This window comes from Rheinheimera sp. (assembly GCF_030824435.1).
In the GTDB taxonomy this organism is placed as follows: domain Bacteria; phylum Pseudomonadota; class Gammaproteobacteria; order Enterobacterales; family Alteromonadaceae; genus Pararheinheimera.
Map to the genome: position 1 here is coordinate 1 of NZ_JAVBXS010000061.1, position 14,858 is coordinate 14,858.

Annotated in this window: 14 protein-coding genes and 1 pseudogene; 10 read left to right on the forward strand and 5 right to left on the reverse strand. The window is 47.3% G+C overall.

What is annotated here, in order from left to right; all coding sequences use genetic code 11:
- From RCH83_RS12530 to RCH83_RS12570, 9 genes and pseudogenes are all read left to right on the forward strand, one after another.
- A pseudogene (locus tag RCH83_RS12530) lies at window positions 1–189 on the forward strand (sensor histidine kinase); the annotation flags it as partial.
- A 5-nt stretch (window positions 190–194) separates the two neighbouring features.
- The gene (locus RCH83_RS12535; protein ID WP_306522585.1) at window positions 195–1,274 is read left to right on the forward strand and encodes a sensor histidine kinase; all 1,080 of its coding nucleotides are present in this window, start codon (window positions 195–197) and stop codon (window positions 1,272–1,274) included.
- A complete protein-coding gene (locus RCH83_RS12540) occupies window positions 1,261–1,992 on the forward strand; it encodes a LytTR family DNA-binding domain-containing protein (protein ID WP_306522587.1) in 732 nt (243 codons plus the stop codon). Before RCH83_RS12535 ends, RCH83_RS12540 begins: the two co-directional genes overlap by 14 nt.
- Before the next feature lie 209 nt (window positions 1,993–2,201).
- Complete coding sequence (locus tag RCH83_RS12545) at window positions 2,202–3,353, forward strand: M23 family metallopeptidase (protein WP_306522589.1); 1,152 nt, start codon at window positions 2,202–2,204, stop codon at window positions 3,351–3,353.
- Between the two features lie 231 nt (window positions 3,354–3,584).
- The gene (locus RCH83_RS12550; RefSeq protein WP_306522591.1) at window positions 3,585–3,914 is read left to right on the forward strand and encodes a DUF3718 domain-containing protein; all 330 of its coding nucleotides are present in this window, start codon (window positions 3,585–3,587) and stop codon (window positions 3,912–3,914) included.
- Between the two features lie 226 nt (window positions 3,915–4,140).
- Window positions 4,141–4,602 carry a TlpA disulfide reductase family protein gene (locus tag RCH83_RS12555; protein ID WP_306522594.1) on the forward strand — a complete coding sequence of 154 codons (462 nt, stop codon included), beginning with the start codon at window positions 4,141–4,143 and terminating at the stop codon, window positions 4,600–4,602.
- Entirely contained in the window at window positions 4,599–4,838 is a 240-nt protein-coding gene (locus RCH83_RS12560) for a DUF4266 domain-containing protein (RefSeq protein WP_306522596.1), read from the forward strand. Before RCH83_RS12555 ends, RCH83_RS12560 begins: the two co-directional genes overlap by 4 nt.
- Window positions 4,829–6,136 carry a DUF3570 domain-containing protein gene (locus RCH83_RS12565; protein WP_306522598.1) on the forward strand — a complete coding sequence of 436 codons (1,308 nt, stop codon included), beginning with the start codon at window positions 4,829–4,831 and terminating at the stop codon, window positions 6,134–6,136. Before RCH83_RS12560 ends, RCH83_RS12565 begins: the two co-directional genes overlap by 10 nt.
- Window positions 6,137–6,250: 114 nt before the next feature.
- Window positions 6,251–7,258: an FAD:protein FMN transferase gene (locus RCH83_RS12570; protein WP_306522600.1), complete on the forward strand. Its 1,008-nt coding sequence runs from the start codon at window positions 6,251–6,253 to the stop codon at window positions 7,256–7,258.
- Between the two features lie 80 nt (window positions 7,259–7,338).
- On the opposite strand, the gene fos is transcribed toward RCH83_RS12570, so the two are convergent.
- The 5 genes from fos to RCH83_RS12595 form a co-directional block, all read right to left on the reverse strand.
- On the reverse strand, window positions 7,339–7,737 hold the full coding sequence (gene fos, locus RCH83_RS12575) for a fosfomycin resistance glutathione transferase (RefSeq protein WP_306522602.1): 399 nt from the start codon (window positions 7,735–7,737) through the stop codon (window positions 7,339–7,341).
- Window positions 7,738–7,856: 119 nt separating this feature from the next.
- Window positions 7,857–8,477 carry a 3'-5' exonuclease gene (locus RCH83_RS12580; protein ID WP_306522604.1) on the reverse strand — a complete coding sequence of 207 codons (621 nt, stop codon included), beginning with the start codon at window positions 8,475–8,477 and terminating at the stop codon, window positions 7,857–7,859.
- A gap of 267 nt (window positions 8,478–8,744) precedes the next feature.
- Window positions 8,745–10,025: a DEAD/DEAH box helicase gene (locus tag RCH83_RS12585; RefSeq protein WP_306522606.1), complete on the reverse strand. Its 1,281-nt coding sequence runs from the start codon at window positions 10,023–10,025 to the stop codon at window positions 8,745–8,747.
- Between the two features lie 205 nt (window positions 10,026–10,230).
- Window positions 10,231–10,536 (reverse strand): DUF6172 family protein, encoded by a 306-nt coding sequence (locus tag RCH83_RS12590; protein ID WP_306522608.1) that lies wholly within the window; start codon window positions 10,534–10,536, stop codon window positions 10,231–10,233.
- 267 nt (window positions 10,537–10,803) lie between these two features.
- On the reverse strand, window positions 10,804–11,931 hold the full coding sequence (locus tag RCH83_RS12595; RefSeq protein ID WP_306522610.1) for a hypothetical protein: 1,128 nt from the start codon (window positions 11,929–11,931) through the stop codon (window positions 10,804–10,806).
- A gap of 1,327 nt (window positions 11,932–13,258) precedes the next feature.
- Here RCH83_RS12595 and RCH83_RS12600 point away from each other — a divergent pair.
- On the forward strand, window positions 13,259–14,858 hold a 1,600-nt coding region (locus tag RCH83_RS12600; RefSeq protein ID WP_306522612.1), incomplete at its 3' end, for an alkaline phosphatase.

Here is a 14,858-nt window from a genome sequence, read left to right on the forward strand (position 1 = left end):
CTGCTGCTTGCCGTCACAGACGATGGCCCTGGTTGTGGTCTGCACCAGGACCACAACTACAGTTCAGGCGTTGGTCTTGCCAATATCAGAAACCGGCTGCACCAACATTTTGGTGACAAAGCCAGTCTGGTGATCAAGGCGCTGCCAACAGGTTTTCAGGTAAATATTTGTTTGCCATGGCAGGGCTGAATCTGATGACAACTTCTTTGTGGTCAACCCAACCCCAACACAGATTCTGGTATTTTCACCTGCTGTATTGGCTGTTATATCTGCTGTTGAAATATACCCATGTGGCCATACTGGTGCCGCTGCAGGGGGACGACGCCTGGCCCTTTATAGTCAGTTATACCGTCATCACAACCCTGGGTTTATTGATAACAGGCTGGCTTGGTCATCGGGATTTAATGGCCAGTTATAGCCTGGCACAACAGTTAAAACGGCTGTTGTATTGGTTAATACCACTGTTTTTTGCGCTGTTAGTGTTGCGTCAGCGCCTGCTGGAATTTTATGCGCTGGAGCTGGACAAGAGTATGTCTTGGTTTGACATACTGATTGGCACCCCGCAACTGGTGTTTTTACCGCTGGCTGGCTGGACAGCTGTGTTTATGTTGATCAAAGCCAATCAGCTGTATCAGCGTGAGTTTATTGCGCAGCAGGCGCTGTTAAATCAGGCCAGAGCAGCCCGGCTCAAAGTGCTGCGTTATCAGCTGAACCCACATTTTATGTTTAATACCTTAAATGCGCTGAATTCGCTGATCGTCAGTCGCCAGGGTCTGCAAGCCGAAGAGCTGATCCAGCATTTGTCGACCTTCCTGCGCCATTCACTCAAAAACAAAGACGACAATCTGGTGCCGCTGCCGCAAGAGCTGGACGCTTTAACTGCTTATCTGGCCATCCAGCAACTGCGTTTTGGCAAAAGACTGGTGCTGAACTGGCAACTGCAAACCTTGCCCAAATTACAAATTCCGCCTTTGTTATTACAACCTCTGGCTGAAAATGCCGTGTTATACACAGTGGCGGAAATTTCAGGTGAGGTACAACTGGATATTTCGTTCAGTTGTGACGACAAAGAACTGAAAATTACCTTGTGCCGCGTGCCTGCTATCACAGCACCTACAACTGAAACTGCAGTCTGGCCCGCCAGCCTGAGTCAGTTAGCAGAACGGCTGGATTTAATGTTTGGCGCCAAAGCAAAGCTGCAGTTGCAGTTATCGGGCGGCGCTTTTTACAGTGAACTCTGTTTACCTCTGGAGTCTTTATATGTCGACCATTAATCTGGTGATTGCCGACGATGAGCCTTTGGCCATCAGCAATCTGAAAGCCAAACTGGCCAATTACCCTAATCTGAATATTCTGGCTTGTTTTGACAACGGCGACGACACGCTGCAATACCTGCAACAGCATCAGAACCAGGTAGATTTAGTGTTTCTGGATATTCAGATGCCGGGTTTAAAAGGTATAGATATTCTGAAACAACTGAATAAAGAGTCAGCAATGGCAGCACCTTTGCTGATATTGGTCACGGCTTATGAACAATATGCTTTTTCTGCTTTTGAACATTTTGCTTTTGATTATTTGCTCAAACCGGTTTCGCGCCAGCGCCTGGCGCAGTGTTTATTGGACGCCCGCACTGCGCTGGACAAACAACCTGAGTTGCCAGCCAACACCAACCATAAATTGTCATTTCGCACCGGCGCTTCCACTTTATTGCTGGACGACATCGACATTATGCTGATTGAAGCTGCAGGTAACTATATGTGTATTCAAACCTTAAGTGAAAGTCTGGTGATCCGCGAAACCATTAAAGAACTGCTGCAACGGCTGCCGCCCCATATAGTACAAATTCACCGCTCTACCCTGGTGAATTTGCATCATGTGCATAAAGTGCAACCCATCAACAATGACTATCAGTTCAGGTTGTCCGACGGCAAAGTGGTGAACGCATCCAGGCGTTATAAACAAAACTGGAGCAAACAGTTAGGCGAACTATAAAGCAGACCTCTGACTTTGTGCGGTCAAAAGAACAAGGCAACTCCAGGGCAAACAAAAACATAAATATCCCGGTAAGTTCACAAACAACAGCCTCAACAGCTGGCTAAAGGTGAAACCGGTACATTGTAAGCAGAAGTTGCGGCTTATGACTTACAGCACAAGGCCGTGATAAAGTCCGGCCATGTTTTTGTTATTGAACCCCTACTGTGATGACAACTGTTAAATTCACCCCAGGCAAAACCCTGCTTGGTCTCGCTATAGCTGCAGTGATTGCTGCAGCGGTATTTTATGCTTATGTTTTGTGGCAACAACAAAACCCCAAAACGGCAGGTCCGGTTAAGATCAGCGCCTTGCCGCAACAAATCTGGATAGAAGCAGCTGACAGCAGCCAAACCTTAAACTTTGATTTTTTACTGGAAAATCAAGGCGACACCACTATTGGCATCGACAGCATTGAACTCAGCGCTTACGACAGCAACAACAAATTGGTGTTGCGCCGCAGCATAGACAGCAATGGTTTTGCTCCAAGTATTGAAACCCTGCCAGGCCGGGTCATGGCGCCAGGTAGCCGCACTCTGGTATTTAACCCTTTTCACAGTTTCAGGCCAGATATTGAATTACACCGGCTGCAGTTTGATTTTAGCCTGAGCATTGTTAACGAAGCGCCGGATACCAAAGCCAGCATCAGTATCGAACCCCGGGTTTATCAGGGCAAAACCGCCTTATCGCTGCCGCTGAAAGGCAAAATGATAGTGCATGATGGCCATGATTATTACGCCCACCACCGCAGATTAAATACCGAACATCCCGCCGCCAAAGAGCTTGGGCTGACGCAAAACTTTATGCGGTATAGCCTGGATTTAAACAGCACCAATCAGGACTTTGAATTTTTCAGTGGCAAAGGCGCTAAAAACGAAGACTGGTACGCCTGGGGTCAGCCGGTTTACGCTACGGGTGACGGTGTGATAGTGGCAGCGGTAGATCTGGAGCCGGACAATATCCGGGGTGGCGAAAGTTTTTTCCGGCCGGAAAAATTAACCAGCAACCCGATGCACTTTTATGGCAACTATCTGGTGATTGACCATGGCAACGGCGAATTTAGTCTGCTGGGTCACCTGCAACAAGGCAGCTTGCAGGTAAAAACCGGCGACAAAGTCAGCAGCGGTCAGGCGCTGGCCAAAATGGGCAACTCAGGCAGCTCCAATAACCCACACTTGCATTATGAACTGCGCACAGGCACAGATCTGAAAGTAGAAGGTTTACCGGCCAGCTTCCGCAATTATCGCCGGCACTCAGGCGCCAAAACGCAGGAAGTAGCCGCAGGCCCGGTCGACACAGGTGACTTGCTGGAAAACAACTAAAACAGCCGGCAATACAAGGTATTTCCCTGAGGGCTTAACAAAATTAAGCCCTTTTTATTTGGCTTTATTGCCGGTTTTGTCCCTACTTTTCTACCTGTTATCACTTCGCCCCAAAGTGCCACCCGCTAGCCACATCAAGTCGGTTTTTAACCGCCTGCCACAGCAGAATAGCGTTATGGCACTGCTTAACCTCAAGCAGCACCATCCCTGAAACCTAAAAGGATCTTGATGATGAAAACTACCTTATTTGTAACCAGTCTGTTGTTGAGCGTTGTGGTTAATCTGCCGGCTCAGGCCTCAGTCAGCACCAGCGATATCAACAGCACCGTGGCAAAAATTTGTCAAAATACTGCTGACGATGACCGGCTTGGCCTGCTGCATACGTTAAAAGAACACCACATCAGCCGCAAAGCTGCAGTTACTAAAGTGGTGTGTAATGGTCAACCGCTGCTGGATTTTGCCCGCGCCGAACAGGCCAACAAAGTGGTGAAATTACTGGAGCCAACAGAACGCCGTTTGCGTGGCACTGTCACTATTCAGGACGTCACTGCCACCCCATAACAGAATACAACCAACACCATTGCAGTTTCAGGGGGCAGTCTGACTGGTTCAGCAGACTGCCACTGAAGAACAGCTGCTGTCAGCAACTGCAGTGCAGCGCCACAACAACACTTTTTGCTGCCGGCACCATCCGTTGCCTGCTCAGTTATCCGCATCAAACTGTTTTCCTTAAGATTGCCTTAAGTTTGCCCGCCTAAGCTCCTGTTATCAGCTACAAGGAGCCTGCATGAAACTGTTGTACAGCCTGTTGTTTTTAAGTGTTTTTCCCGCCTTTAGTCAGGAGCCGCCTGCGCAGATAACACCGCAGATCCCGTTGCAGCAATTATCCGGCAAAGTGGTATTGCTGGATTTTTGGGCCTCCTGGTGTGGGCCTTGCCGGCAATCTTTCCCCTGGTTGAATCAAATGCAGCAGAAATATGGCGCTGCAGGGCTGGTGATCCTGGCCATTAACGAAGATGAAGAGCGTGCTGATGCTGAGTTATTCCTGAAAAAATACCCGGCGCAATTCAGGCTGTTGTTTGACCCCAAAGGCGAACTGGCCTCGCAATATCAGCTGCAAGGCATGCCCACCAGTATTTTTCTGGATCGCAAAGGCCAAATCCGTTTTAGCCATGCCGGTTTTTTTGACAGCAAAACCACTGATTACGAACGCGAAATTCAGCAATTATTGCAAGAGGACACAAAATGAGCATAAAAATAAATAATAAAATCAAAATCTTGATTACAGCATTGGCGCTGTCGCAATTGGCGGCCTGCGCCAGCCTCGACAATGTAAAACCCTGGCAACGCGGCACCCTGGCAAAAAAAGAAATGCAGCTCAATTCAGCCGGCCTCGACAACGCTTTAGACGATCATATTTATTTCAGTAAAGAAGGTTCCAGCGGCGGCCGTAGTTTTGCAGGCGGAGGTTGTGGATGCAATTAAGCAAAACCGGCAGTATCAGCGCGGCTTTAGCCGCTGCCACCTGCACTTTATTGTCTGGCAACGCTGTAGCAGCCGACAGCAGTAAAACGGACGCCTTGATTGAAGGCTGGCAATTTAACTCAGCTTTGCTGTATTACGGCGAAACCGACAGAGTCAAAGCGGCCGAAGCCATTTTAAGTGCCCGTGGTGATTTTGGGGATGATAAATTTCTAAACTTAAATCTGGTGCTGGATACCCTGACCGGCGCTTCGGCAACTGGCGCTGTGGCTCAGCCCGATGCTCAGACTTTTACCCGGCCATCAGGTGCAGGCAGTTACACCACAGCAGCAGGTGCCACCCCTTTAGATGACACCTTCCACGACACACGGGTGCAGCTGGATGCCAGCTGGGAGCAGCCGTTAAGCAGCAATTACCGTGGCACTGTTGGCGGCCATTTTTCCAAAGAATATGACTATTTATCTTTGGGCATCAACGGCAATATCGCCCGCGATTTTAACCACAAAAACACCACGCTGTCGGTTGGCACTGCATTCAGCCACGACAGCATTAACCCTGAAGGCGGCATACCTTCGGCTTTTACGCCGATGCTGTTTCGCAACAATTTTGCCAGTGAAAACGCTTATCAGCAGGCTTTTGACGGCAGTCGCCGCACCGACAGTGACACTAAAACCACGGCTGAGCTGCTGTTTGGCGTCACACAAATTATTAACCCCAACTGGTTGATGCAGTTGAATTATTCTATTGCCAAAGCCGATGGTTATTTGTCGGACCCTTTTAAAGTGTTGAGTGTGGTGAATAACAATGGCATCACCCAACAAAACCTGTACGAACAAAGGCCGGATGCCCGCACCAAACAAAGTTTGTATTGGCAGAATAAATGGCATTTAAGCGGTAGCTATCTGGATTTATCTTACCGTTATATGTGGGACGACTGGAGCCTGAATTCGCACACGGCTGACGCGCGTTGGCGTTTTCCGCTGGCTGGCAACTGGTATATCGAACCACACGCCCGTTATTACACTCAGGATGAAGCAGAGTTTTATCAGCCATTTTTAAGTGAGGGTATGCCACTGCCGGCATTTGCCAGCGCCGACTACCGTATTGGCCAGATGGACGCTTACACTGTTGGCGCAAAAGTGGGCACAGTGCTGGATGGCGGCCATGATTTTGCGGTGCGGCTGGAATATTATCAGCAAAACCCAAATAACCCTGGTGTCGAGTTGCCGGACGCGCTGAAAAACCTGGAGCTGTTTGGTGATGTTAAAGCCGTGATGTTACAGGTGAGTTATTCGTTTTAAGCTGTCAGTTTGCTGACATTTTGTGAAGAAGGCGGGTGGTCACAACATCCGCCTTCTTTTTATTCCGGCAGCTATATGTCAGCATCAGTATAAAGTCCCAGAATGAGCAGATAAATGAGCACAATTGCTGTAAATAAAACTGCAAAAATTGAACTGCAAGCCACCAGTTACGGCTGGCTTGGCAGCTTTAAAGCGATGGCAAGCCCTTGTGAAATTCTGCTGGAGGGTGTGACTAAAACCCAGGCCGAACAACTCACCACAATGGCCGCTCTGGAAGCCTGGCGTATTGAACAAAAATACAGCCGCTACCGCAGTGACTCGGTATTAAGCCGAATTAATCAAACATTTAATTGCTGGCAACAGCTCGATGACGAAACAGCTGCGCTGCTGGAGTTTGCCCGCACCTGTTATCAGCTGTCAGATGGTTTATTTGATATCACCTCAGGCGTGCTTAGAAAAGTCTGGCATTTTGATGGTTCTGACCATATCCCCGATGCCGAAGCAGTGGCGGCTTTATTGCCCCTGATCGGTTTTGACAAGCTGGGTTTTCAGCAGCTGGAGCAGGAACAGCCTGAGACCAACCATACAGCAGCAACCAGCCAGCACAAGGCTCAACTGCAACTTTGGTTACCCCAGGGCATGGAGCTCGATTTAGGTGGTATTGCCAAAGAGTATGCGGTGGATAAAGTGGCGCAGCTTTTGGCCGCAGCCACGACAGCACCAAACACAACATCACAAGGCACATCAGCAGCTCCGGCAATGGTGGTGAATTTCGGCGGAGATATGCTGGCCGTGCGGCCCAAAACATCCGACAAGCCATGGCGTATTGGCATTGAACATCCGGGCAAACCGGATGAACCCGCTATGTTAGTGGCGCTCACTGCTGGCGCGCTGGCCACCAGCGGCGACGCCAGACGTTTTTTACAAAAAGACGGCATACGTTATAGCCATATCCTCAACCCCAAAACCGGCTGGCCAGTGCCCAATGCGCCCCGCTCTGTCACAGTATCAGCCCCAAGCTGTGTGATGGCCGGTTTATTGGCCACCACAGCACTGTTGCAAGGCGCTGGCGCTGAAGCTTTTTTACAACAACAAGGCCTGAAGTTTTGGCTGATCCCATAAGTAGAGCCAGCATTGCTGTGGTTTTGGATAAGGGAATGGATAAAAGAGCTGCTATTTACCGCTCATAACAAATATTTTAGTTACAACCAGACTAAACCTGCATAAGGCTTAGTTTTTAATGCACTTAACCTGCTTTGTAAATTGCCACAATGAGCTTCCAGTTTGTGACCGTCCGGGTCTAAGAAATATACCGAGTTGCCTTCACTGGAGTTTTGTTTCCATTCAACAATACCGGCATCTTTGAGTTTTTTAGTAAATACAGCAAAATCCTGCACGGTAATATCAAAGGCAATATGCGAATAATCCTGCGCCGGCGCCACCTGATCGCTGGACAAACAAAACCAAATATCACCCAGCGTTAAATAAGCGCCCGCATCCCAACGCACCACAGCTTTCATGCCAACAAACTCAGTGTAAAACTTCAGCGATCTGTCTAAATCACTCACAGCAATAGTGATATGGTTTAAGCCTTGCAGCATAGATATTCCTTATCAAACAACACAATCAACAAAAGTTATCAGAATAAGCATTGGAATGATTTACCTAAAGAAGCGAAAGCGAAACAAGATGTGACCCTCATTGCCTATCATCCTGCACATTATCCCATTAAATGTGGTGCAACCCTGCTTAATTGCTTATATACACACAGACTGGCATAAGCATCATTTGCAGCATAGAGCTTTTGCGATGCTGATAATGGAAAGGCAGACCAATTGGACAAGGTCGTTTTTTTTGATTTTGCCAGGTATTGCCCAAGCACAACAGCCACAGCAGTTTGCAGCCCTACTTTTTGTTGGTAACCAAGCCGCCTGACTAGGCCTGACAATTCAATACCGGAGCGTAACCTGGCACCCAATTTATTCAATATAGGTCCTCTGTCAGATTTTAATCCGAAGCCTACTTTAAATAATGTTTCCGATTGAATAATTTCGATAAGCAAGTTGTTGCCTGCCTTATGATGTGGCATAAACAAAAAAGCATGATTTTCCGTTGATACCTGCAAAACATGTGGGCCTGTGCTTGGCTGGTTGGCTACAAAATTTGGTTTACTCTCAGTGTCAAAACCTACATAGGTTGATTTTAGTATTTCCTCTTGTGCAAAAATGACATCTGCAGCCGATTCAACCAGGCGAATTTTTTCTAAAGGTAATCCGTCAAACTTTGGTAGTTCCCGGATGTCTTCTTTTGTGGGTCTTGCAAGGAACTGATGACTTTCCATATGCACCTTTTAATCCGACTAAATTGAAGTGATTTACCACGCGTTGCGACTTGTACCGGAAAAACCAGAAACAATCTATAACTCAATTTTGTGCGGCCTTTTTTAGTTATCACCAGACTAAAACCGAATAAGGTTTATTAACGCAACCAACCGGCTTTGTAAATCACCGCAGCGTGCTTCAGGTTTGTAATTCGGCTGCCATCAGCCATAAAAAAAGCCAGGCATAACCTGGCTCTTCACAAAAACACTAAAAGTTAAAAGGCGATATTAACCCTTCACAACCTTAGCGCGGCGTGGTTTGCCTTTAGGTTGGGCGTTACCGGCAGCAGCTTGATCAATAATAGTTTCAGACTTTTTATTCGAGCGGCCTGAAACTACTTTGCGTGAGATGCTTTTTAATAAAGACTCGCGGTTGCTGACTTCAAAACCTGGTTTGATAATACGTTGAATTTTGCTGCCAATCAGTTTTTGAATACGTTCTAACGTCAGTTCTTCTTCGCGGCTGACAAAAGACAGTGCCTGACCAGCAGCACCAGCACGACCGGTACGACCAATGCGGTGTACATAATCTTCCGGCAAATACGGCAGGTTAAAATTCACTACGTAATCAAGGCCTTGAATATCTAAACCACGGGCAGCTACTTCAGTGGCTATCAGCACCTGTAACTTGGCCGATTTAAAATCGGCGATGGCACGGCGGCGCGCGCCCTGGCTTTTATCACCGTGGCAAACAGCGGCGTTAATTTTGCGTTGTTGCAAGCCAGCCAATAAACGGTCGGCCTGCTCTTTGGTACTGGTAAACACCAGCACCTGAAACCAGTTTTGCTCGTTGAGCAGCTGCTCAAATAATTCAATTTTGCGGCTTTCTTCCACCGCATACACCACATGGTGCACTGTGTCGGCGGTGCTGTTGACCTTCGCCACTTTAATTTGCTGATGGTTATGCAGAATTTTATGTGATAACTCGTTGACCGCAGGCGACGTCGTTGCAGAAAACAACAAAGTCTGGCGTTTGCTGGCTGTCATTTGAATCAGTTTCAGCACATCGGCGCTAAAACCCATATCCAGCATCCGGTCGGCTTCATCCAGCACCACAAATTCGGCGTCGCTTAAAATCACATTGCCAAGCGACATATGCTCTAACAAACGGCCCGGTGTGCTGATCACTATATCAACACCCTTGCTTAGTTTATTGGCCTGGCCACCCATTTTTACGCCACCGTATAAAGCGGTAACGCTCAGTGGCAAATATTTGGCATAAGCGCCGATAGCTTCGGCAATTTGTTCAGCCAGTTCGCGGGTTGGCGTTAAAATAAGCGCGCGTGGCCGTTTTTCCGCTGTGGCTTTGGGTGCATCTAACATGCGTTGTAACAGCGGAATGGCAAAAGCGGCGGTTTTGCCGGTGCCGGTTTGCGCTGTCACCTGTAAATCTTTACCACGACGCGCCGGCACTATGGCCTGGGCCTGTACCGGGGTCATTTCGCTGTAGCCACACTCTATCAGAGCACGCTGTAAATCCGGCGCTAAATCTAAAGATGAAAATTGCATAAAAAATCCTCTGTAGAATTGCTACAGTCAAAAAGTTGGGGGCGAAATATACAGCATTTTGGCCGCGCTGCGGAGCATTGTTTTTGTTTGTCTGCATCAGGCTGTTACTTTGCCGCCGAAAAAAGCAGCTAAGGCTATGGCGACAAAGTAAAAATGCGACGCAGCTTTTATAAACTGCGGCAGGGTATCTGGCGTGTAATGCAGCTTATTCAGCGTCGTTATGGTTGTCGCGTGGCTGATGTTTACAGGCTCTGGCCAGAATCTCCACATAAACAGCCGGCAGCTGCTGTTCAAAAGCAGCATCAATATGTTTATTAATTTCAGAGGTAAAGATTTTTTCTGCCGTATCCACTGCAGCGCCAAACCGACAATCAAAAGTCCAATAATCCATACCTGCTGGCAGCGGCTTACGGCGTTCTCTGGCCAGATATTTTTTAATTTCAAACTTAATCAAATCTGCCAAACGGGCAGGTTGCAGTTTAGCGTCGGTTAAAGCGAAGGTTTTTTTCATTGGAATTCTCAGGGATGGTGGTAAGGCACGGGCGGCTACAAGCGCGGCATTCTACATCATTCGCCACAACGCAGCGCCAATATTCTCAGTATTTGGCAAAATCAGGCACTGAGCATAGCGGATACTTTACATAAAAGCGCGTAACTAAAGTAATACGCGCTTCAGGTAACGCTTTGTGTATGATGTCGCTTTGCTGATAAAAATGCAGCAGCGCGGCACGCACGGATTCAGCTGTCGGTTTAAAACTGAAATAAGAAACACAACCCGTCACAAAGTCCGCTGCGCGGACTTATCCGATTGTTCATTAATTAACTGGTCGACTAAAGCCAAACCATCAAGGTAACGCTTATTTTCGGAGTAAATAGATAAGCGCAGTATCTGAATATAATACTTTTCCTCGACAGAGAAATTATCAGATTTTAGCAACCGCAACGCGGCCTCTTCCCCTTGTTTAATACGATTATTAAGATATGCTGCCTTTAAAACAAAATAATTAAAAAAATCTTTATCCGACGGACTCACATCTAGACGATTAAAATCATTATTCAGTTGCGATATTGTTTCCCAGTCTTTGTCGTTTTTACTATCGACAAACTTCATCACCTGTTTCAAATTATCCCAGCCAACGCGTGTTCCACTATGTTTTGGATTTGGTGCTGCCCCAGCAATAGAGAAATTTAAAATTTGAATTTTTGCATCCAACAGTGATTTTTTCTGTGCAATATCAAGTTTATTGTATTTCGTCGGAGGGGTTTCATACAGAGACATCCCGATCGCTTTAGTTGCACTATTGTCACGCTTGTCGAAATTCTGCAAGAACTTGATATAGAGTGTTCTTGCAGCGCTGCTTTTAATTAGATTCTTTGAGATGCAGTCTTTTGATTTCATTACTATAAGTCCAACATTTCCGCCGGCAATTGGCTGGGTTGGCACATTAAAACTCTTATCGCAGAATGTGGTTATTTCTTGATGGTATGTTGATATTTCCTGTGGATTCTTGTGGTAAGCACTTGTAATGGCTTCAACACCACGGAGATGATACTGCAAGGCTGTACCTGCGCCTGAACCTATGGTATTCACCCAATATTTAAAACCTGGTTGGTCATAATCACCATAAACCCCATTAGCAATATTCCAGGCGTGTTGCTCTACAAACAAATGGTAAGTATCGTTCGGAATATCTTTAGACTGAATAGCCTTTAGCAGATGATTCTGCGCCAGCTGTGGATCCGTTGCTTTTGTGTTGTTGTATGCCTGATATGCTTCTGCGTATGTTAAACCATCTTCATTTTTTGTTGCAGCACAACCAGACAACAATAAAGAACACAATGCAGAAAGTGATACGATCTGGAATATTTTAATCATTTCAACCAAATTATTAACAAAAAATAACATACTACCCAGCTAAAAAAACAGAAGCAAGGAAAAGACCTGACATGCACCTTAAGGCACTTGTTAAATCTGCAATAAGAACAGCGGCAAAACTGCGAGGTGCATGCGGGGGCAAATATCGACGGGGTCAGGTTTTAACTTCCACGGAACGGATAAAATCAGGCAAGAAACAATGTATGACCCTTTGCTTCACTCGATTTACCACAAAATCAGCTGCGGTCTGGCTTAACCTCTCAGGCTTTTTTGCTGATTTTGATGTAATGAGCGGATGAATAAAGCAACTTTATTGAAAAAAGCCCTGCGCCAACCCAGGCTGTCACCAGCCATCGGCAACCAGTATCTTCGGCCATTTGTGCCTTTGGCGCTCTTTATTGCACACGGGTTTTGCAGTTCCCTATTGTTGGTTTTAGTTGTGGCGCTTTACGGCAAAAACAAAACTCAGCACCCGGCGTTGTTATTTTGCTGTTGGCAATACCACAAAAAAACCAGCAGAAAAGCCAGATTGCTCAGGATAAACAGGCTAACTCTCAGTGCAGGTTGTAACCCAAAGTACTGAGTAGCAACAAACAAAATGGCACTTAAGATCAGTTGAGCGCCAAAAACAACACTCTGCGACAGCACAGCCACCTTTGCCACCGGTGCCATTTGTTGATACATCAATAACCACATCACACTCACAACCAATGCCAGCAGGCTGTAAAATAGCAAATGCTGCGCTGTCAGCGCCTTCAATAACAAAGCGCTGACACAAAGTAAGCCCGCCCATCCCATCATCATTTGCATATAAAAATTCCCGTGTGCCGCAGAGCACAACACCATAACGCCACCACGCCCGGCAGCAGTTGTTCCATTTCGATAGTGAAGTGATATATAACCAACAAAGAAGCTTAATATTGCCAGAAGATTAAATTGTGGTAACTGCTATTGTTGACAGCTTTATCCCGCACCAAATCGGGTCATTACATTCGCTCAAACCGCCCAGTCTGCCCAGATCCGACAAGAACCTTAGTTTTATCTTCGTTTTAACCAAATGCCTGTCAAATTATCCAGCAAAGAAAGTGCAAGAAAATGAAAACCGGCTTCCGCACCAGTCGTCATAAAAAAAGCAAGCAAATATCACAATTCCGACATTTAAATTTCACATTTTTGCCTTAAGTTCTGAACGCCGGTTGCGGCTTTGGATTTGTTGCATATTCAACACTTTTACCCACCAAATACTGCAATATTGCCGATAAAACCCCGTTTTATTGCTGATAGCCGCCGGCAAAAACATCGCAGAAGTAACCATCAGTTGCTGCTGGCCTGAAACCATACCTATAAGAGCAATAACATGACCCAGCTGAACCGCCGTGATTTTTTGAAAATGTCCGCTTTATTAACAGGCTCAGCCTGGCTGACTACCGTCAGCGGCTGTCTTGGCAGCAATGACAGCCTGCCAAAAAATGCCACCCAAATCCGTTTTGACCATGGTGTTGCCAGTGGCGACCCGCTGCAGGACAGAGTGATTCTGTGGACCCGCGCCACCCCTGCCGAGCCGGTCAGTAGTGTGGCGTTGTTACTGGAGCTTGCCAGCAACAGCGACTTTACCGAAGATGTGCAACGTATCAGGGTAGAAGCCCGCCAACAAGCCGATTATTGTTGCAAAGTGGATGTTACAGGGCTGATGCCGGGCAAAAGTTATTATTACCGCTTTGCCGACCGGCAAAGCCGCTCGGCCACTGGCCACACTAAAACCCTGCCATCTGGCAGCCCGGAAAAACTTCAGCTGGCTGTCGTCAGTTGCAGCAACTACCCTGCTGGTTATTTCCATGTTTATCAAGAGCTTGCTGCCCGTAAAGAACTGGACGCCGTGTTGCATCTGGGCGATTACATTTACGAATATGCCACTGATGGTTATGCCGGTGAAGACGCTGTTAAAATGGGGCGCACTTTAGCGGCCGATAACAATAACGAAATTATCAGCTTAACCGACTATCGCCGCCGTTATGCCCACTACCGTACCGATATGGCGCTGCAAAAAGCCCATCAACAACATGCATTTTTGCTGGTATGGGATGACCACGAAGTGTGTAACGACGCCTGGCTGAGTGGTGCCGAAAATCACCAGGCGAATGAAGGCAATTACCAGGCCCGTAAACTGGCGGCGTTGCAGGCTTATTTTGAATGGATGCCAATAAGACCGCAGGTTGACGCCGGTAAAGCTTTGTACCGCCATTTCCGTTTTGGTGATTTACTCAGTATTTATATGCTGGACACCCGCCTTGAAGCGCGCAGTCAGCCGCTGGATTACGCCAACTACATCAGTGCGGCCGGTTTTGACGCCAACAGATTTTCACAGGACTTATTGGCGCCGGGTCGCGCTTTGCTTGGCGCCAGCCAATTGCAGTGGCTACAAGCTGAAATGCTGAGCGCCGACACTAAGTGGCAGCTGCTGGGGCAACAAGTGTTGATGGCCAAAATGACATTACCGGCAGAGCTTATTACCGGCCTTGCCAACCCGGGCCCGGCACTGCTGACGCAAATGGCTGATTTTGCAAAATTAAAAACACGCCAACAACAAAACGATCCAACTTTGACTCCGGCAGAACTGGCACGGTTACAACAACCGCAGTTGCCCTACAACTTAGACGCCTGGGACGGTTACCCGGCAGAGCGCGAGCAACTGTATGCTATGGTCAAAGCGCTGAATAAAAAGCTGATTGTACTGGCAGGTGACACCCACAATGCCTGGATGTCGGAGCTTTCGGATCTTCGTGGCCAAAAAGTGGGGGTTGAATACGCCACGCCTGCAGTGTCTTCCCCTGGCCTGGAATATTATCTGCAACTTAACGAAGCCCAAAGCACACAATTTGCCGCTATGCTGCCGCTGTTAATGGACGAACTGCAACAATGTGATTTGCACCGCCGCGGTTTTATGCAGCTGGAAATAA